This is a genomic window from Methylobacterium sp. C25 (assembly GCF_021352225.1).
Taxonomy (GTDB): Bacteria; Pseudomonadota; Alphaproteobacteria; order Rhizobiales; family Beijerinckiaceae; genus Methylobacterium.
The window spans coordinates 1,250,193-1,269,555 of record NZ_JAAUVI010000001.1; the positions used below are offsets into that span (position 1 = coordinate 1,250,193).

Sequence of the window (19,363 nt, forward strand, 5' to 3'; positions counted from 1 at the left end):
TCGCTTGAAGCCTGCTCTAACTCTTTGAATCGATCATGTTTTCTGCGTTTTGATTGGTTCAATCTAAACGCAGCATGATCTAGCGGCGCCGGCTGGCCTCCGCCGCCCGCCGAAGGGCATCGGCGAGGGCCCCGCCTTGCTGCGCGCCGGGGGCCGGTTTCGACTCCATGTGCCGCGCGTCGGGCCGGGCGGCCGGCCGCTGACCGGGTGCCGGCGCCGCGCGGTCGATCGGGTCGTCGAGGCGCATGGAGAGGCCGATGCGCTTGCGCCCGGGATCGACGGAGAGGACCAGCACGCGCACCACGTCGCCCGCCTTCACCACCTCGGCCGGTGAGGCGATGCGCTTGCGGGCCATCGCCGAGATGTGGACGAGGCCGTCCTGGTGCACGCCGATATCGACGAAGGCACCGAAGGCGGCGACGTTGGTGACCACCCCTTCGAGCTGCATGCCCGGCTTCAGGTCGGTGATCTTTTCCACGCCCTCCTGGAAGGTCGCGGTCTTGAAGGCAGGGCGCGGGTCGCGGCCGGGCTTCTCCAACTCGGCGATGATGTCGCGTACCGTCGGGATGCCGAAGCGCTCGTCGGCAAAGGTGGCGGGCGACAGGCCCTTCAGCACCGTCTCGTTGCCGATCAAGACGCGGATGTCGCTCTTCGTGGCGTCGAGAATGCGCCGCACGACGGGATAGGATTCCGGATGAACGCCGGAGCTGTCCAGCGGGTCCTTGCCGCCCTGGATGCGCAGGAAGCCTGCAGCCAGCTCGAAGGTCTTGGGGCCGAGCCCGGCGACTTTCTTCAGCCCGGCCCGGGTGGAAAACGGGCCATTCGCATCACGGTGGGCCACGATCTTGCCCGCGACCGTGGTGCCGAGGCCAGAGACCTGCGCGAGCAGAGACGGCGAGGCCGTGTTCACGTCGACGCCGACGGCGTTCACCGCGTCCTCGACGACGGCCGAGAGCGACTTCGAGAGCTTCGCCTCGCCGACGTCGTGCTGGTACTGGCCGACGCCGATGGATTTCGGATCGATCTTCACGAGTTCGGCCAGGGGATCCTGCAGCCGCCGGGCGATCGACACCGCGCCGCGATGCGAGACGTCGAGCCCCGGCAATTCGCGGCTGGCGATCTCGGAGGCCGAATAGACCGAGGCGCCGGCCTCGGAGACCATCACCTTCGACATCTTGAGATCCGGCTGGGCGGCCAGGATCTCGGTGGCGAGCTTGTCGGTCTCGCGCGAGGCGGTACCGTTGCCGATGGCGATGAGCTCGACCTTGTGTAGCTGGCAGAGCCGGCCGAGCGCCTGCACCGTCTCCGCCCATCGGCCCTGTGGTTCGTGCGGATAGGTGGTCTCGACCGCCAGAACCTTGCCGGTGCCGTCGACCACGGCGACCTTCACGCCGTTCCGGTAGCCCGGGTCGAGGCCCATCGTAGCGCGTCCGCCGGCGGGGGCGGCGAGCAACAGGTCCTTGAGGTTGCCGGCGAACACTTTCACGGCCTCGGTCTCGGCCTTCTCGAACAGGCGCGTGCGCAGGTCGGTCTTGATCCCGGTGCGGATCTTGGTGCGCCAGGCGAAGCGGACAGTATCGAGCAGCCAGCGGTCTCCGGGGCGACCCCGGTCCGAGACGCCGTGGCGCTTGCCGATCGCGAGTTCGAACGGACCCGCCTGGCCTGCCGGCATATCCTCGCCCTCGGCAGCCAGCTCGACGTCGAGGATCTCCTCCTTCTCCCCGCGAAACAGCGCGAGAATGCGGTGCGAGGGCATCCGCTCCAGGCGCTCGTTCCAGTCGAAATAATCCGCGAACTTGGCGCCGGCTTCCTGCTTGCCCTTGCGGACCTTCGAGACGGCGTTGCCGCTTCGCCAGAAGTCCTCGCGCAGGCGCCCGACGAGATCGGCATCCTCGGAGAACGTCTCGGTGAGGATGTTCTTCGCGCCCTCCAGAGCCTCCTCGATGCCGGGCACGCCCTTGGCGGGCGAGACATAGGCCCGCGCCGCCGTGTTCGGGTCGAGGGACGGATTGGCGAGCAGCGCCTCGGCGAGCGGGCCGAGCCCGGCCTCGCGGGCGGTCTGCGCCTTGGTGCGGCGCTTGGGCTTGTAGGGGAGATAGATGTCTTCCAGCCGCGCCTTGGTGTCGGCCGCTTCGATCGCCCTGGCGAGGTCCGGCGTCAGCTTGTCCTGGGATCGGATGCTGTCGAGGATCGCCTTGCGGCGGTCCTGCAACTCGCGGAGATAGCCGAGCCTCTCCTCGAGCGTGCGCAACTGGGCGTCGTCCAGCAGGCCGGTCGCTTCCTTCCGGTAGCGGGCGATGAACGGCACGGTTGCTCCGCCATCGAGCAACTCGACGGCGGCGGCCACCTGCGCCTCCCTCACTCCGAGTTCCTCGGCGATCAGCAGGGTCACGGACTTCAAGGGTCCCTCCGGCGTTGTCACGGGCCTGCGCCCGGCGGTTTCCCTATCAGGCCGCGGCGGCGTTGCCGACGCCCCGTCTTGCAAGGCATTCGAAGCTGAACCGAGTCGCGCGCCGGGTTTCAGCCCCCGTTCAAGCACAATGGTTCAGCTTGTGCCGATGCACGAGCCGCGGCGGACTTCCGAGCGGGCGTGCCCGGTCCGGACTCCCATGCCTGCCCCTCGGGCTTTCTCCATCGATTTCGTCTCGGGCTTCATCCAGATCGGCAACGACCGCAGTGTCGCGCCGGAGGAAAGACCGCGCCATCCCCTCGTCCGCGCCCTCGGCCCGGCATTGGAGACCGCGTACGGCCTGGAGCACGTCTCGCTGCTCCCCGACGAGATCCGCATGCTCGCCGACAGGCTGCTCGCCGGCCCGCACGGCGCGGGGGCGGAAGCGCGCGACGCGGCTCCGATCGAGCGGTCACCGGCATTGGCCTGATCATGGCCCACCCGCCGGCGCGCGACACGAGCCCGTGATCCGAAGGGGATAGCGTGCGCGAGGGCCTGGACGCAGCCGTGGTTTAGAATACCTCCATCCGGGAGAGTCGCGCCCGTGATCGGAGCCGTCCGTTGAGCCAAACCGCCGCGCCGCTCGTCGATACGCCTCCCGTCGCGCGAAAGCCCGGGGCGGTGCACCACAGTGCGGGGCCGGCACTGATGCTCGGGGCGCTCGGTGTCGTCTACGGCGACATCGGCACCAGCCCGCTCTACGCCTTCAAGGAGGCGGTGAGGGCCGCGACCGCGGGAGGCGCGCCCGTGCCGCTGGCCGCCACCGGCGCGATCTCGCTGATCCTCTGGTCGCTGATCCTCATCGTCTCGCTGAAATACGCAGTGCTGATCCTGCGCGCCGACAACCGGGGCGAGGGCGGCATCGTCGCGATGCTGGCTCTGCTCGGGGCGCGCCATGCTGAGGCGGGAACGCGGCGAGGACTGCTCCTCGTCGTCGGTCTCGTCGGCGCGGCACTGCTCTACGGCGACGGTGCGATCACGCCTGCGATCTCTGTGCTTTCGGCGATCGAAGGCCTCAAGGTCGATGCGCCGGCACTCGGGCGCTTCGTGGTGCCGATCACCCTCGCGATCCTGCTCGGTATCTTCTACGTCCAGCGCAAGGGCGTCGCCACGATCGGGCAGGTCTTCGGGCCGGTGATGCTGGTCTGGTTCCTGGTGCTCGCCCTGATGGGCGTCGGCGGCATCGTGCATGCGCCGCAGATCCTCTCGGCGATCAATCCCCTCAAGGCCGTCGAGTTCGTCACCCATGCCGGCTGGCACGTCAGCTTCGCGATGATGGGCGCGGCCTTCCTCGCCGTGACGGGCGGCGAAGCGATGTATGCCGATCTCGGCCATTTCGGCGCCTCGGCGATCCGCAAGGCCTGGTTCGGCCTCGTGCTTCCAGCCCTGGTGATCCATTACCTCGGGCAGGGCGCCCTGCTCATCGTCGAGCCGGACGCGATCGAAAACCCGTTCTACCGCCTCGCACCGGATTGGGCGCATTACCCGCTGCTCGCCCTCGCGACGCTGGCCGCCGTGATCGCCTCCCAGGCGGTGATCTCCGGCGTCTTCTCGTTGACCCAACAGGCGATCCAGCTCGGCTTCATGCCGCCCTTGCGCGTGATCCACACGGCGCGTGACGAGCGTGGCCAGATCTACGTGCCGGCGGTGAACTGGCTGCTGGCACTCGCGACGATCACGGCGGTGCTGATCTTCGGCTCGTCCGATGCGCTGGCCGGCGCCTACGGCATCGCCGTTTCGGCGCTGATGGCGATCACCACCCTGCTTGCGGCGCTCGTCGCGCTGAAATGGGGCTACAACCCCATCGCCGTTTTCGCGCTGAACGGCGCTTTCCTCGTCGTCGACCTGATCTTCCTGTCGGCCAACAGCGTGAAGCTGTTCGAGGGCGGCTGGTTTCCGCTGGTGCTCGCCTTCACCGTGGCCTTCCTGATGCTGACCTGGCTGACCGGCAACCGCCTGCTGGAGGCCCAGCGCAGGACGCTCCGCGAGCCGGTCGAGGGTTTCCTAGCGAAACTCGCAATGGACCCTCCGGTCACGCTGCCGGGCACCGCGGCCTTCCTGGCCGCGGGCGCGGAAGGCATCCCGCTGGCACTCGGCCGGCTGGTCGACCGCAGCCGCTGCCTGCACGAACGCATCCTGCTGATCACCGTGATCTACGAGGAAGAGCCGGTCATCCCCGCCAGCGAGCGGGCGAAGGTCACCCTTGTCGCTTCCGGCATCCGCAAGGCGATCTCGCATCATACGTGCGGCATGGAGCGCGTGGTCCTGCGCTACGGCTTCATGCAGACGGCCTCGATCCCCGAGGGCCTGCGCTGCGCCGTGGCGAGCGGCCTGCTGCCGCCCGAATTCATCGAGGACCTGACCTATTTCGTCGGCCACGAGGCGGTCATCCCCTCGCCGACCCATCCCGGAATGGCCGCCTGGCGCGAGGGCGTCTTCGCCTTCATGAAGCGCAATGCCGAGCGCACCGGCGCGCATTTCGGCCTGCCGACGCGCCAGGTGGTCGAAGTCGGCACCGAGATCGAGATCTGATCCCTCACTCGTCGTCGTCGGGCGTCGCCTTGAGCCGCTGCTTCGAGGCGACGCATTCGCGCATTGCGTCCTCGATCTTGGCATCCTTGGCGCCGCCATAGATCGAGATGTCGTCGATGCATTTGAGGAAGAAGCCGCTCGTGAAGCCCTCGTTGAGCGAGACGAACGACTTCCCGAAGCGGGTGGCGAGCTCCATCCGGTCCATGGCCGAGGCATTGGCCCAGGCGGTGAGCGGATCGGCCATGGTCAGCGCCTGAGCCGGCAAGGGCAGGGCGAGGGCTCCCGCCAGGGGCAGGACAGTCTTGATGCGCATGTTGCAAAATCCTCCCGATGTTTCTTCTTGAAGATCCGGTCGTTGTCGCCGGATCCGAAGCATCATCGGATGTAGAGGCTTTTGCGGATGAGGCAAAACGCAAGACGTCGCATCCCGATCGATTTCGGGATGCGTGATTTTAAGTTTATCTTATTCTTCGAGAGATTGGGCTGAGGGCGGTGGGCCGCCCTCGTGACCGTCACGCCAGCCCGAGCTTCTCGGCGAGGCCGATGCGCTGCAGCTTGCCGGTGGCGCCCTTCGGGATCTCGTCGAGGATGACGATCTTGGCCGGTACCTTGAAGGCCGCGAGCCGCTCGGAGGCGAAGCTGCGGATTTCCTTCTCGAGAGCCGAGGCGCCCTCGCGCAGCACGATCGCAGCGCAGACGTCCTCGCCGAGCTTGTCGTGGGGCACCGCGAAGGTCACGCACTGGGACACCGCCGGATGGTCCATCAGGATCTCGTCGACCTCGCGCGGCGAGATCTTTTCGCCGCCGCGGTTGATGATCTCCTTCAGGCGCCCGGTGATGGTCAGATAGCCTTCCGGGCAGAGCACGCCCTGGTCGCCGGTGCGGAACCAGCCCTGCTTGGTGAAGGCCCCCGCATTGGCTTTGTCGTTGTTCTCGTAGCCCGACATCACGTTGTCGCCGCGGATCACGATCTCGCCGGTCTCGCCTGCCGCCAGCGGCTCGCCGTCATGGTCCACCACCGCGATCTCCGGACCGGCGGCGAGGCCGACGGAGCCGGGGCGGTTCGGCTTGGGCGGCAGCGGGTTGGAGGCCATCTGGTGGGAGGCCTCGGTCATGCCGTAGGCCTCGACGACCGGAGCGCTGAAGGTCTCTTCGAGCTCGCGCAGCACCTGCGGCGGCAGCGAGGAGGACGACGAGCGGATGAAGCGCAGAGGCGTCGACTCGATGATCTCGCGATTGCGCGCGGCGCGGCCGAGGATCGCCTGGTGCATGGTGGGCACGCCCGTGTACCAGGTGGGCTTCACCTCCTCCATCCAGCCGAAGAACTTCAACGCGTTGAAGCCCGGCGAGCAGCAGACCTGTCCGCCGGCCGAGAGCGGCGCGAGCACGCCCGCGATCAGCCCATGGATATGGAACAGCGGCATGATGTTGAGGCCGCGATCCTCCGGCGTGAAGGCGAGCGCCGTGCGGATGTTGCGGGCCGAGGCGCAGACGTTCGACTGCTTGAGCGGCACGATCTTCGGACGCGACGTGGTGCCCGAGGTGTGCAGGATCAGGGCGATGTCGTCGGGCTCGGCGCGGCCGCTCTGCCCGGCCGGTCCGGCCTCGCCGGCGAAGGCGAGGGTGAAACTGCCGGCGCCCTGTTCCGGCGTCGGCGTGAGACGGGCGACGGCGACACCGAGCTTCTCCGCCACCGCGACGGAAGCCGACTCGCTGCCTTCGGCGACGATGAGCAGCTTCGCGTTGAGGTCGCTCATGTAGAACTCGAACTCGTCCGCCTTGTAGGACGGGTTGAGCGGGGCCGAGGTCGCACCGGAGGCGACTGAGATGAAGGCCGTGGCCATCTCCGGTCCGTTCGGCAACACGATCGCCACGCGGTCGCCGCGGCCGATGCCGTGCGCGTTCAGGTCGGCGACGGTGCGTTCGGCGAGCGCACGAAGCGCACCGAAGCTCAGTGGCACGCCGCCGGGGCTCGACAACGCCGGAGCGTCCTCGGCGCCGTGCTGGAGGAGAGCGTGAAGGGTCGTCGCTGACGGGGGAGCAGATGCGGCCACGGTCGTTTTCCCTGCGATCTGAATGGTCGGAGACTCAAGCCTGCGCGATGACGAGACGGCCGTTTGCCGTCTCAAGGCTGCGCGCCAGGAGCCTCATCAATGCGTAAACGGTATCGATGTGAGGCGTCGGCACGCCCACGAGCCTGCCCAGCTCGATCACCGAGCCGACCAGAGCTTCCAGTTCGATCGGCCGACCGGCCTCGACGTCCTGGAGCATCGAGGTCTTATGGGCACCGACCTTCTCGGCACCGGCGACCCGCTTATCGATGCCGATGCGGAAGGTCACGCCGAGCGTGTTCGCGATCTTCTCCGCTTCCTTCATCATCGCGATGGCGAGCTCTCGCGTGTCGGGGAAGCGGCAGATGTCTTCCAGCGTCGCGTGGCTGAGCGCCGAGATCGGGTTGAAGCTGAGGTTGCCCCAGAGCTTGAGCCAGAGCTCGGCCCGGATGTCGCTCGTCACCGGCGCCTTGAAGCCGGCCTTGGTCAGGCGCTGCGAGACGTTGAGCGCCCGCTCGGACTTCGAGCCGTCCAATTCGCCGAGGCCGAAGCGATTGCCTTCGATCACCGTCACGGTGCCGGGATCGGTCAGCACGGCGGCCGGATAGACCACCGAGCCGATCACCTGGCGCGGGTCGAGATGCTGCGCGATCAGGCCGCCCGGATCGGCGGTCTCGAGCTGCGTGCCTTCGTACTGGCCGCCATGGCCACCCGAGAAGTACCACCACGGAATGCCGTTCTGCATGGTGACGACAACTGTCTCGGGTCCGATCAGGTGCTTGAGATCGGCCGCGATTGGCCCAACCTGGTGCGCCTTCACCGTAAGCAGCACGATGTCGTGGCGGCCGGCCTCCGCCATGGAGCGCGTCGCCTTGACGTTCTTGGCGTGGATCTCCTTGCCGTCCTCCTCGATCAGCCGCAGGCCGTCCTTGGCGATCGCCGCCGCGTTGCTGCGGGCAATGAAGGTGACGTCCTCGCCAGCTTCCGCCAGCCTGACTCCGAGATATCCGCCGATGGCTCCGGCGCCGACGATCGCGATGCTCATGCCTGTGTCCGTGTCTAGTTTCCGTCGAGGCCTCGACCGGGATCGTGATCCGGCAGACGCCTGTATCGTAGCGTTCAAACTTTGGGCTGGCCGGTAATACTATATGCCAGTCCGGTGGAGACACCTGTCCCTTGGTCTTGCTCGACTCCTACTCGAAGCGGTTGGACAGCGTTCCGATGCCGTCGATGACGACTTCGACGGTGCCGCCCTTCGGGATCGGGCCGACGCCATTCGAGGTACCGCAGGCGATGAGATCACCTGGTTCCAGGGTCATGCCCTGCGAGAGCAGGGAGACCAGGCGCGCCGGCTGGAAGACCATGTCCGCGACCGGATAGTTCTGGCGCTCGCGCCCGTTCACCAGCGTGCGCACGGTCAAGGATGCCGGGTCGAGGCCCGTGGCGATGACGGGGCCGAAGGGCGAGAACCCGTCGAGGCCCTTGGCGCGCACCCATTGCGCGAAGCTCGCATCCGCCTTGAGGATGGAGGGCGCGGTGACATCGTTGGTGCAGGTATAGCCGAAGATCGCATCCGCGGCCGTCGCCTCGTCCGCGTCGCGGATGCGCTTGCCGATCACGATGCCGAGCTCGCCCTCGTAGACGACGCGGCCGGCGGCCTCGGGGATCGGGATGACGGCGCCGGACGCGGCATAGCTGCTCGCCGGCTTCACGAAGAACAGCGGGGCCTCGGGCAGCGTCAGCTCCTGCTTCTCGGCCATGGCGTGGAAGTTGTTCCACAGCGCGATCAGCTTGGAAGGGCGGCAGGGCATCGCGACCGTGACCTCGGCGAGCGGCAGCGTCTCGCCGGTCGCCGTCGGGTCGCCGAACAGCTCGCCCTCGAAGACGGTGATGCGCTCGCCGTCGAGCTGGCCGAAGCCCTCGCGGCCGTCGTGGGTGTATCGGATCCAGTGGGTCATGCCGCGGCACTCCGGGCGACGACACGGGCACGCCAGGGCTTCAGCACCGCGATGGCCAGCAGCGAGGCCAGGATGTTGGCGCCGGCGGCGACCAGGAAGACGCCGTTCCAGTTGCCATTGGCCTGCTGCAGGTAGTTCGCGGCCGGCACGAGCAGCGCCGCCGTACCCTTGGCCGTGTAGAGCAGGCCCGCATTGGTGGCGGCGAATTTCGAGCCGAACGTGTCCGTGCAGGTCGAGGGGAAGAGCGAGTAGATCTCGCCCCAGGCGAAAAACACGAACCCCGAGAGCAGCACGAACCAGAGCGGGTCGTGGCCCCAGAGGTAGAGCATGTAGATGCCGCCGCCTTCCATCGCGAAGGCGATGAACATGGTGTTCTCGCGGCCGATCTTGTCCGAGACCCAGCCGAAGAAGGGCCGCGTCAGGCCGTTGAGCACCCGGTCGATCGTCGCGGCGAAGGTGATCGCCACCATGGTCAGGCCGAGGATCGTCACGGGTGTCTTGTCGACGCCGATATCGGCGGCGATCGGCTTGAGATTGGCGGTGATCATCAGGCCGCCGGCGCCGACGATCACGAACATGAAGTACATCAGCCAGAAGATCGGCTGGCGGGCGACCTCGGAGGGCGTGTAGTCGCGCCGGCTCTGGATCACGCTGGTCTGGGCGGGAGCCTGCGGCAGCTGCCCCTTCTTCGGAGAGGCGAGCAGCAGCGCGAGCACGCAGACGATCACGCCCTGGCCGATGCCGAAATAGAAGAAGGCGGCCTGGAAGCCGTGGTCCGAGATCATCCACTGGATCGGGGCAACGGTGAGCGCCGAGCCGGCACCGAAGCCGGCGGCCGTGATGCCGGCGGCGAGGCCGCGCTTGTCCGGGAACCATTTCAGCGCGCTGCCGACACAGGTGCCGTAGACCGCGCCGGCGCCGATGCCGGCGATGACCTGGCCGAGATAGAACAGGTTCAGCGTGTCGGCGTAGGAGTTGATCACCCAGCCGATGCCGCAGAGCAGGCCGCCGAACAGCACCACGACCCTCGGCCCGTACTTGTCCACGAACCAGCCCTCGACTGGCACCAGCCAGGTCTCGAACAGCACGAACAGCGTGAAGGCCCACTGGATCGCGGCGCGGTCGAATCCGAACTTCTTCTGGATATCGGGGACGAAGAAGGTCCAGCCGTATTGGAGGTTGGCGATCATCACCATGCAGATCACGCCGATGATCAGCTGACCCCAGCGGCCGAATGCAGGAGCGGCCACCGCAGAGCCGGCATAAGTGTCCGCACGGGACACAGGGTCGGCGGCTTGCAGGGCCATGATCGCTTCCTCGACGTCCGCTGTTTGAGTTTTTCTTGTCGGTTTCGGTTCTAGTTCAACGCATTTTGAATACAACAACCATCGCCTGACTGGGACCTTGAGACTCGCCGCAAAATATTTGGCTCCAGCATCCAAAAAATTTGAACTCATCATCGACACGGTCGACTGGATTGCTTTTGTACGAGCCTGCCGGCTTGGGCTGAACGCGCGGCCAAGTGGCTGGCGCAACGGGCTGTTCTCGCGCCGCCTGATCGCTTGACAGGCGACCGCCCGCCATGGTCGGAACACCCTGGCTTTTCGCGGTTGCTCAGACCGATTGCGGGGCCACCGTGGTGCGAGTGAGGAACGGCGCGTGAGGCTGAGCATGGGGTTGCGAAGGGCGGACGGACCGGCTTCGGTTCGCTATCTGCCGGGCCTTCTCATGGCTTTGGCTTTCGCGTTCGGCTTCGCGATGCCGGACGCGGCCCGCGCGCAGGGCGAAGTCCGCAAGACCTTCGACGACTGGCAACTGCGCTGCGAGACGCCGGCCGGCGCCAAGGCCGAGCAATGTGCCCTCGTCCAGTACGTTGCCGCGGAGGATCGGCCGAACCTCTCGCTGGTCGTCATCGTGCTCAAGACGGCCGATAACCGCGGCTATCTGCTGCGCGTGGTGGCGCCGCTCGGCGTTCTGCTGCCCTCGGGCCTCGGCTTGAAGATCGACAACAACGACATCGGCCGCGCCGGCTTCGTGCGCTGCCTGACCACGGGCTGCGTCGCCGAAGTGGTGATGGATGACGGCCTGATCCGCACCTTCAAGAGCGGCAAGCAGGCCACCTTCATCGTCTTCCAGACGCCGGAGGAGGGGGTCGGCATCCCGCTCTCGCTCAAGGGCTTCGACACCGGCTTCGAGTCGATGAAATAAAATCGTCCGATTTCGGTGCCAGAGGCGCTGGGAACGACACGAATCGGAACACGGTACCATGCGGGGATGGGGACATTTGGCGGCCGCGCTCGCGCTGTCGCTCACCGGGATTGGCGCGGCTCAGGCGGAATCGGGCGGCTTCTTCAAGAACATGTTCGGAGGCGGCGGCGGCGGCGAGAGCAGCGGCGGTGACGCTACCCCGCTGCTGAGAGGGCCGAAGCTCCAGGATCCGGATGAGGCCTACTGTCCGCAGATCGACGTGCGTGACGGCGGAGCCGCCATCCAGGCCTATGCGGGTGCCCCCGGCGATTCCGGCCACCTGCGCCATCAGATCACCTTCGGCCAGATGAGCCGTGAATGCGGCGTGCTGCCGGGCGGCGGGGTCCGCGTGCGCGTCGGCGTGCAGGTGCGGGCGCTGCTCGGCCCGGCCGGCGGGGCGGGCACCTTCGACGCGCCGCTCACGGTCTCGCTCAAGTACAATGACAAGGTCGTGGCCACGCACACGCGCCGGGTCGCGGTGTCGATCCCGGCGGGCGCCGCGATCGGCCAGACCTCGGTCGTCGACGACGGATTGCAGGTTCCGGCCGACATGGCGGTCGGCTACGAGATCGAGGTGGCGCTCGCCGGCACGGCCCCCAAGGCCAAGCCCAAGGCCAAAAGTGCTGCGCGCCATTCGCGAAAAGCTCCGGCCGAGGCCGTCGCTTCCCCGGCAGAACCGGCGCTCGACGCCCAGTGAGAGGGGTGACGCGCGCGAGGGCGTCCCGCATAAGCCGCGCACCATGGAGCAGGCCCCCGCGTCCTCATCGCAGTTACCAGGGCCGGCTCGGCATCGGGATGCAGCCGCCATCGCGCCCTTAGCGCCCCGCGATCCAACTCCGAGAGCGAGCCGTTGGCTCGGTCGCGCGACGACGTTCTCCATCGAGCCGATCGACGGCCCGATCTTCGATCAGCGGCTGCTGCCGGAAGGCCGACTGCGCGACCGGTGGATCGTCCTGAGTTACCGGATCGATCCGACCGTACCGCCGTCTCGGCCGATGATCCGGTTCCTGCGCGCCGATGGAGGCACGCAGGATTTCATCATGCCGGGTGTGGCGTTGGAGACAGCCTCCTGGCTCGGCCTGATGCCGGAGGATCTCGACGAGATCCAGCTCGCGGCCGGCCCGGGCTTCACGCTGGAGCGGGTGGGCCTGCGCAGCCATGCGAGCCTGTTGGCCGAATGCCTGCGGAAGCGTCCGATCCGGGTTGCTGCCGCACTCTACAACCGGCTGAGGGGCGACGAGCGGCGCTACCGCGACATCCTGCGCGGCGCCTGCGCCGTCACCCGGTTCTCGCGCTATGCCGAATGGCGCTCGGCGCGGCTGCGGCCGGCTGAGCATGGCGGTGCTGCCACGGCAGGTGTGATCCGCCTGATCCTGCCGGCGCACCGCTCCGACGCGGTTCGGCTCGGCCGGACGGTGGCGAGTTTGATCGCGCAGGATCACCGCGACTGGCGGGCGACGATCGCTTGGGTTGGCGGAACCGCGTCGGGCGAGCCTCGAAGCGTGCCACCCGGGCTGTCTGACGCGCGCTTTACCGAATCCGAGTGGGACGACACGGCTAATGCCGCTGCACTTCTCGGCGATGCCGATGCCTTGGGTCTTTTGCAGCCCGGCGACGAACTCCAGGCCGAGGCGCTGGCGATCCTGGCGGCCATGCTCGCTGCTGGCGGCGCCGATCTCGTCTATGCCGACGAGGAGGTGACCGGCCCATCGCCGCGGCCGGTGCTCAAGCCCGATTGGAGCCCGGATCTCGCCCTCGTCACCGGCTATCTCGGCCGTCCGACACTGCTGTCGCGAGCGCTGTGCGAACGCTTGGGCGAGGATCCGGTCGGGCCATCCGATGGCGTGGCGCTTGCCCTGGCGGCAGGGTCCGCTGCGGGCGCGATCACCCACGTCCCGCGCATCCTCTGCCGCTCCGAACCGGCTCCCGGCGACACGGCTGAGCGTGGGCACGTGCTCGATCGTCATCTCGCTCGCATCGGCTCGCGGGCCCGGGCCACATTGGCCGGCAGGGTGCTCGAACTGGACTGGCCAGTGCCGCAACCGGCGCCGCTCGCGAGCATCGTCATCCCGTCCCGCGACCGTCTCGACCTGATCAGCCGCGTCACCGAAGGCGTGCTGCGCCAGACCGAGTATCCGGCGATCGAACTGGTCATCGTCGACAACGGTTCGACCGATCCGGCGGTACTGGAGCTCTACGACCGGCTGCGCGCCGATCCGCGGGTACGCATCGAGCCCTATCCGCACCCGTTCAACTTCTCGGCCATGACCAATGCCGGCGTGCGGGCCGCCAGCGGCCAAGTGCTCGTGCTCCTCAACAACGACATTGCGGTTCTGGAGCCCGGCTGGCTCTCGGCGATGGTGGGACAGGCCATTCGGCCGGAGGTGGGCGCCGTCGGCGCCCGGCTTCTCTACGAGGATGGCACCCTGCAGCATGCCGGGGTGGTTGTCGGCCTCGGGGGCCGCGCCGGCCACATCCTGCGACGGCGACCCGGCGACACGCCCGGCCATCTCGGCCGGCTCAGGGTGGCACACGAGGTCTCGGCGGTAACGGCGGCCTGCCTCGCGGTCGAGCGCCGCAAGTTCGATGCGGTCGACGGCTTCGACGAGAAGACCTTCGGCATCGATTTCAACGACGTCGACTTCTGCCTGCGTCTCGGCGCCCGCGGCCTCAAGACGATCTGGACGCCGAAGGCCACCCTGTCTCATCTCGAATCGGTCAGCCGTGGCCGCCCGAAGGGCGAGGAGCGTCGCCGCTTCGAGCGCGAGGCCGACGCCTTTGCCGATCGATGGCGCGGCGTGATCCGCCACGACCCCTTCTATCATCCGGCGCTTTCGCTCACCACGTTCGGCGAGGATCTGGAGTGATGGCGGCTTTGCCCCGCAAGGACGGGAAAGCGGCAGGCCGGGTGGCTGCCGGCCGATGATCGATCGCGACGTGCTACCCCCACAATTGCGCTTTGCTGCCCTGCCGGAGCCTGGGCTCGCACGGATCATCGCGCTGCTTCTTCGCCATCCGCGCGAGGCGCGTGCCGTCGCCTGGGCGCGGCTGACGGGAAAGCGCCTTCGGGCGCGGCAGAGGCTGGCGGCGCTCATCGGCGCCGACCATCGACTGTGGTTGTCCGCCAGTGCCAGACCGCAGGCGGAATCGGCTTCGGCTCTGGCCACCGAGGGCATCGAGGCCGTTTCGCCCGGCGCCTTGGCGGACCACATTGCCAGCGATGCGCCGCTGATCCTGCTATTGCCGCACGGCCACGCTCTCGTTGCCGGCGCGGCAGCGGCCATCGCAAAGGCGTTTCGGGAATACCCCGCACTGAAGGCGCTCTACGGCGATGCCCTCGTCGCGCGGGAGGACGGCGCGCTGCTGCCGATTCTTCGGCCGGCCTTCGACCCGGATTTCTTGCGCGGTCTCGATGTCGTCGGTCCGGTCGTGGCCCTGCGCCGGGCCAGCCTCGCCGCCTTGTGTCAGGATCTCGTTTTGGGGGCGGAGACGCTCGACCTGCTCCTGCGCATCGATGCCGGGGGCGGCGAGATACGACATCTCCCGCGCATCCTCTCGTCCTCGCCGCTGGCAGCCCTCGCCGTGTCCGGCCACGAGGCACGACTCGCGGCCATCCGCGCCGATCTCGTGCGGCGCGGGGAGGGCGGCGTGGTGTGGATCGAGAGCGGCATCATTTCCATCACGCGCCCGCTGCCCGAGCCGCGCCCGCTCGTCAGCCTGATCGTACCGACCCGTGACCGGCTCGACCTGCTGCGGCCCTGCATCACAAGCCTGCTGGAGCGTACCGATTGGCCGTCGAAGGAGATCCTCGTCTGCGACAATGGCAGCCGAGAGCCGGAGACGTTGGCCTATCTGCGCGACCTCGAAACCCGCGGCATCGCCCGCACGATTCCCTGTCCAGGACCGTTCGACTTCGCCGGCATGAACAACCGTGCGGCCGAGGCGGCTCGGGGGCACCTGCTTGCCTTCGTGAACAACGACGTCGAGGCGTTCCGGCCGGATTGGTTGGAGCGGATGGTGCGCGAGGCCCTGCGGCCGGACATCGGGGCCGTCGGGGCGAAGCTGCTCGACGGCGAAGGCCGCATCCAGCATGGCGGCATCGTGCTCGGAACGGGTGGCGGCCTCGTCACCCACGACCACAGGCACTTTTCAGGCGATGCGCCGGGCTATCTCGGTGCGCTGCTCGCGACGCACCGCGTCTCTGCCGTCACGGCGGCCTGCCTCGTGGTGGAGGCCCATAAGTTTCGGGCGGTGAGCGGCTTCGACGCCGAGCACTTCACGGTCGATTTTAACGACGTCGATCTCTGCCTTCGCCTGAACGCGGTGGGCTGGCACACGCTGCTGGTGCCGTCAGCCATCTTGCATCACCGCGAGGCGGCAAGCCGGGTCCGATCTTCGGAAGCCGAGGCGAGGCACCGCGCAGAGATCGCGAACCTGAAAAAGAGATGGAGGCCACTGCTCGCGCAGGACCCCCATTATCACCCGGGCTTCGACCCGAACCTGTCGACCCATGCGCGGCTTCGGCGAGGCTCGACTGGCCTGGAGCCGGCGCGACCGCGCTAGTCCTTACTGGACAAGCCGCGGCCCGCTGCCTTGGACCTTTTCGTTCTCGGACATGATGCCGAGACGTTTGGCGACTTCCGTATAGGCCTCGATCAGGCCGCCGAGATCCTTGCGGAAGCGGTCCTTGTCGAGCTTGTCGGCGGACTTGATGTCCCAGAGCCGGCAGGAATCGGGGGAGATTTCGTCGGCGACGACGATGCGCATCATGTCGCCCTCCCAGAGCCGGCCGGTCTCCATCTTGAAGTCGACGAGGCGAATGCCGACGCCGAGGAAGAGGCCCGACAGGAAGTCGTTGACGCGGATGGCCAGCGCCATGATGTCGTCGATCTCCTGGGGCGTCGCCCAGCCGAAGGCGGTGATGTGCTCCTCGGAGACCATCGGATCGTTCAGCGCGTCGTTCTTGTAGTAGAACTCGATGATCGAGCGCGGCAGCTGCGTGCCCTCTTCGAGACCGAGGCGGGTCGCGAGGGAGCCGGCTGCAACGTTACGCACGACGACCTCGAGCGGAATGATCTCGACCTCGCGGATCAGCTGCTCGCGCATGTTCAGCCGACGGATGAAGTGCGTCGGCACGCCGATGTCGTTGAGGTGCTGGAACAGGAATTCCGAGATCCGGTTGTTCAGCACGCCCTTGCCGTCGATGACCTCGTGCTTCTTGGCATTGAAGGCCGTCGCGTCGTCCTTGAAATGCTGGATCAGCGTGCCCGGCTCCGGACCCTCGTAGAGGACCTTCGCCTTGCCCTCGTAGATGCGACGGCGGCGGTTCATGGGTATGTACCGTGGTTTGAGGAAATCCATGGGCCGGGGCTCCTTGCGTCTGGGCACCTGATGCGGAATCCGCGGCGCGGCGACCCGGAGCTGGGTCGGGCGGCGTCAAGACTCGTTTCCGAAACCTGCCGCAGCCGATTGCCAAACTACCCGATGCGAAAAGGCAGCACAACGCGCTGCGCTTGCAGAGCAGGCTCCTGGAAGCACTCAGGGTGCACGAATTGCGATGGCCGAACGTGAGAACGGTTCGGCTCCTCTCCGCGAAGGCGATCGACCGCCGCCCGATGTCGAGCTTGGCCGCCGGTCCGCCGAAGCCGATGCTGCGATGACGGTTCCGCGATCGGGGCAACCCGAGCGGCGTGACCGCATTCTCACCGAGCGCGGGCTGCCGCGCCGGGAGAAATCATGACCATCATCGTTCCGAAGCGCAGGAATATCCTCACCGGCTCTCTCGCCGCGGCCGCCGCGAGCGCTTTCGGTGGCCTCGGCGCGCAGGCCGCCGGCGTCGATCCGAGCATGACGATCGTGGTCCCGCCGGAGAAGATCCCGTGGAAGCCGCTCTACAACTTCCCACCGGGCATGGCGGAATCGGCGACGATGACCGGCGCCATCAGCGAGCCGGGCCAGTACTACGTGCTGATCCGCTGGCACCAGGGCTACATGAGCGCGCCGCACTGGTACGAGACGGACCGGATGTGCGTCGTGCTGTCCGGTGTCTGGTACGTGGCGAGTGGCGAGGATTTCGCGCCCGAGAAGACCGTACCGGTGCCGGCCGGCTCCTATGTCCGCCGCGTCGCCCGAACGCCTCACTATGACGGGGTCATCAAGTCGGCGCCGGAGCCCGCCATCATCGCGATCTCGGGCATCGGGCCGATCCACTACCACCTGACCGACGAAAGCAAGCCGGGCTGGCGTGAGGTGTGAGCCTGGAGGATGTCAGGTGGCCCCGATCTCCATCGTCTTCGACGGGTACCGGCAGAGATCGCTGATCGGACAGCGCGGACATTCGGGCTTGCGCGCCTTGCAGATGTAGCGCCCGAACAGGATCAGCCAGTGATGGGCGTTGAGCAGGAACGGCTCGGGAACGAGCCGTTCGAGCGCCGCCTGCACCTTGTCCGTGGTCGCTGCAACCACGAGCGGGATGCGATTCGCCACCCGGAAGATGTGGGTGTCGACGGCGATGCGCGGGATGCCGAAGGCGACGTTGAGCACCACGCTCGCAGTTTTGGTGCCGACGCCCGGCAGCACTTCGAGTTCCGCGGCCGTGCGCGGCACCTCGCCGCCATGCCGCTCCACGAGGATGCGCGACAGCGCGATCACGTTCTTCGCCTTGGTGTTGAACAGCCCGATGGTGCGGATGGCGTGGCGTACCCGCTCCTCGCCGAGGGCGAGCATCTTCTCCGGGGTGTCGGCGATGGCGAAGAGCGGCGTGGTGGCGATGTTCACGCCCTTGTCGGTTGCCTGCGCGGACAGCACCACGGCAACGAGCAGCGTATAGGCGTTGACGTAATGCAGCTCGGCCCGAGGCTCGGGATTGGCGTCGCGCAGCCGAGAAAAGATCTCGAAAAGCGTCGTGGCGTCGACCGGCTTCGGCACGGTCTCGACACGTGCCGCAAGGGGCTTCTGGAGCTTGCCCGCAGGCTTGCTGGCTCGCCCGGCTTTCGCCGTCGGTTTTGTCACGGGCGGCGTCTTTCTGGCGGGCATCCGGGCGTTATATTGCCCCGATGGCGAGCGGCAACCTCCATGCCCATCCCGACGGTATCGACCCGGATGCGGTCGACCGTCCGATCTACGCGGCGGTGATCCGGCCGCACCAATCCTTGAGCCGGGACGGCTTCCGCCTCGTCATGGCGGCCTGCTGCGCGGTCTCCCTCGTGACCTCCATCGCCTGCCTGGTGAAGGGGTTCTGGCCGGTTGCCGGGTTCTTCGGCCTCGACATGCTGGCGCTCTACGTCGCGCTCAAGGTGAGCTTCCGGCGCGGCCTTTCCTTCGAGGAGGTGGCGATCTCCCCGATCGAGGTCCTCCTCAGACGGGTCAGCCATCGGGGCGAGCGTCGCGAATGGCGGTTCAATCCACTCTGGACCCGATTGGCGCGCGTCGAGGACGAGGAGTTCGGCCTGAGAGCCCTCACTTTGGTCTCTCGTCATGAGCATGTCGCAGTTGCGCGCGATGCATCGCCCCCGGAGCGCGAAGCCGTTGCCCGAGGACTGAGCCTGGCACTGGCCCAGGCGAAGAAGGGCTACTGAAGGGGCGCGCTCGTACAGATTGCGCATCATGTTGCGCCGCCCTCGCGGCAGGCGTTTTTCATGGTGCAGTGCATTTTCGGGTTGACGCCCGAACGGGCCATCCGTATATCGCTGTCCATCGGCGCCGGCCGCGAAAGCAGCTCGGTGGCCTTCGCATCTTCTGAACAATCCGCGGGATGGCTCCAGCGACAGCTGGGCGGCCTGCTTTTGCCTCTAAAGATGTGAGCCTGTCGGTTTCGAGACGATCTGGATCTTCTGGATTTTTCGAGTTGACACGGTTTCGGAGGGGCTCTAAACGGCGCCTCCACTTCGGGGCGGAAAGCTTAGTTCAAGCTGAGGCGCTGAAGGGAACTACAAAAGATCTTGACTTCATCTTCGGGAAACCGGAAGAAGACTGGGTCGGACGCCAACGAGAAAATTCACTTCTTCGAATTTTCCCAGTTGACACGGTTTCGGAGGGGCTTTAAACGGCGCCTCCACTTCGGAGCGGGGCCGGTTGATCTGGTCTTCTTCTGAGGCTCTACAGAGAAGATCTTGGGCTTTGCCTGT

At 67.2% G+C, this 19,363-nt stretch carries 17 protein-coding genes; 9 read left to right on the forward strand and 8 right to left on the reverse strand.

All coding sequences use genetic code 11. The features are described from left to right. Positions 1 to 79: 79 nt before the first annotated feature. Complete coding sequence (locus HCU64_RS06020; protein WP_233382828.1) at positions 80 to 2,401, reverse strand: Tex family protein; 2,322 nt, start codon at positions 2,399 to 2,401, stop codon at positions 80 to 82. 208 nt (positions 2,402 to 2,609) lie between these two features. Here HCU64_RS06020 and HCU64_RS06025 point away from each other — a divergent pair, with 208 nt between their 5' ends. Together HCU64_RS06025 and HCU64_RS06030 are read left to right on the forward strand one after the other, a co-directional pair. Then, positions 2,610 to 2,879 carry a hypothetical protein gene (locus HCU64_RS06025; protein ID WP_233382829.1) on the forward strand — a complete coding sequence of 90 codons (270 nt, stop codon included), beginning with the start codon at positions 2,610 to 2,612 and terminating at the stop codon, positions 2,877 to 2,879. Positions 2,880 to 3,097: 218 nt separating this feature from the next. Continuing rightward, a complete protein-coding gene (locus HCU64_RS06030; RefSeq protein WP_233382950.1) occupies positions 3,098 to 4,981 on the forward strand; it encodes a potassium transporter Kup in 1,884 nt (627 codons plus the stop codon). A 4-nt stretch (positions 4,982 to 4,985) separates the two neighbouring features. Here the strand turns inward: HCU64_RS06030 and HCU64_RS06035 are convergent, their stop codons facing one another. The 5 genes from HCU64_RS06035 to oxlT form a co-directional block, all read right to left on the reverse strand. Further along, entirely contained in the window at positions 4,986 to 5,294 is a 309-nt protein-coding gene (locus HCU64_RS06035; protein WP_233382830.1) for a hypothetical protein, read from the reverse strand. 199 nt (positions 5,295 to 5,493) lie between these two features. Then, positions 5,494 to 7,035, reverse strand: a complete 1,542-nt coding sequence (locus HCU64_RS06040) for an acyl--CoA ligase (RefSeq protein ID WP_233382831.1) — start codon at positions 7,033 to 7,035, stop codon at positions 5,494 to 5,496. A gap of 34 nt (positions 7,036 to 7,069) precedes the next feature. Then, positions 7,070 to 8,077 carry a ketopantoate reductase family protein gene (locus tag HCU64_RS06045; RefSeq protein ID WP_233382832.1) on the reverse strand — a complete coding sequence of 336 codons (1,008 nt, stop codon included), beginning with the start codon at positions 8,075 to 8,077 and terminating at the stop codon, positions 7,070 to 7,072. Positions 8,078 to 8,225: 148 nt separating this feature from the next. Continuing rightward, positions 8,226 to 8,990 (reverse strand): fumarylacetoacetate hydrolase family protein, encoded by a 765-nt coding sequence (locus HCU64_RS06050; protein ID WP_233382833.1) that lies wholly within the window; start codon positions 8,988 to 8,990, stop codon positions 8,226 to 8,228. Next, positions 8,987 to 10,297 (reverse strand): oxalate/formate MFS antiporter, encoded by a 1,311-nt coding sequence (gene oxlT / locus HCU64_RS06055; RefSeq protein WP_233382834.1) that lies wholly within the window; start codon positions 10,295 to 10,297, stop codon positions 8,987 to 8,989. The genes HCU64_RS06050 and oxlT overlap by 4 nt, the downstream gene beginning before the upstream one ends. 97 nt (positions 10,298 to 10,394) lie before the next feature. Here oxlT and HCU64_RS06060 point away from each other — a divergent pair, with 97 nt between their 5' ends. The 5 genes from HCU64_RS06060 to HCU64_RS06080 all read left to right on the forward strand — a co-directional run bounded on the left by HCU64_RS06060 (position 10,395) and on the right by HCU64_RS06080 (position 15,800). Then, positions 10,395 to 10,556 (forward strand): hypothetical protein, encoded by a 162-nt coding sequence (locus HCU64_RS06060; protein WP_233382835.1) that lies wholly within the window; start codon positions 10,395 to 10,397, stop codon positions 10,554 to 10,556. Between the two features lie 93 nt (positions 10,557 to 10,649). Further along, entirely contained in the window at positions 10,650 to 11,198 is a 549-nt protein-coding gene (locus tag HCU64_RS06065; protein ID WP_442785909.1) for an invasion associated locus B family protein, read from the forward strand. Between the two features lie 58 nt (positions 11,199 to 11,256). Then, the gene (locus HCU64_RS06070) at positions 11,257 to 11,934 is read left to right on the forward strand and encodes a hypothetical protein (protein ID WP_233382836.1); all 678 of its coding nucleotides are present in this window, start codon (positions 11,257 to 11,259) and stop codon (positions 11,932 to 11,934) included. 43 nt (positions 11,935 to 11,977) lie between these two features. Beyond that, the gene (locus tag HCU64_RS06075) at positions 11,978 to 14,104 is read left to right on the forward strand and encodes a glycosyltransferase family 2 protein (RefSeq protein ID WP_233382837.1); all 2,127 of its coding nucleotides are present in this window, start codon (positions 11,978 to 11,980) and stop codon (positions 14,102 to 14,104) included. A gap of 55 nt (positions 14,105 to 14,159) precedes the next feature. Beyond that, positions 14,160 to 15,800: a glycosyltransferase family 2 protein gene (locus HCU64_RS06080; protein ID WP_233382838.1), complete on the forward strand. Its 1,641-nt coding sequence runs from the start codon at positions 14,160 to 14,162 to the stop codon at positions 15,798 to 15,800. A 3-nt stretch (positions 15,801 to 15,803) separates the two neighbouring features. Here HCU64_RS06080 and purC read toward each other — a convergent pair whose 3' ends face one another. Then, positions 15,804 to 16,598, reverse strand: coding sequence for a phosphoribosylaminoimidazolesuccinocarboxamide synthase (gene purC, locus HCU64_RS06085; protein ID WP_233382839.1), 795 nt, complete (start codon positions 16,596 to 16,598; stop codon positions 15,804 to 15,806). Positions 16,599 to 16,973: 375 nt separating this feature from the next. Between purC and HCU64_RS06090 the strand changes: the two genes are divergently transcribed. Next, a complete protein-coding gene (locus HCU64_RS06090; RefSeq protein ID WP_233382840.1) occupies positions 16,974 to 17,492 on the forward strand; it encodes a cupin domain-containing protein in 519 nt (172 codons plus the stop codon). Between the two features lie 12 nt (positions 17,493 to 17,504). Here HCU64_RS06090 and nth read toward each other — a convergent pair whose 3' ends face one another. After that, positions 17,505 to 18,272, reverse strand: a complete 768-nt coding sequence (nth, locus tag HCU64_RS06095) for an endonuclease III (protein ID WP_233382841.1) — start codon at positions 18,270 to 18,272, stop codon at positions 17,505 to 17,507. Between the two features lie 20 nt (positions 18,273 to 18,292). Here nth and HCU64_RS06100 point away from each other — a divergent pair, with 20 nt between their 5' ends. Further along, a complete protein-coding gene (locus HCU64_RS06100) occupies positions 18,293 to 18,814 on the forward strand; it encodes a DUF2244 domain-containing protein (RefSeq protein ID WP_233382842.1) in 522 nt (173 codons plus the stop codon). Positions 18,815 to 19,363: the final 549 nt, after the last annotated feature.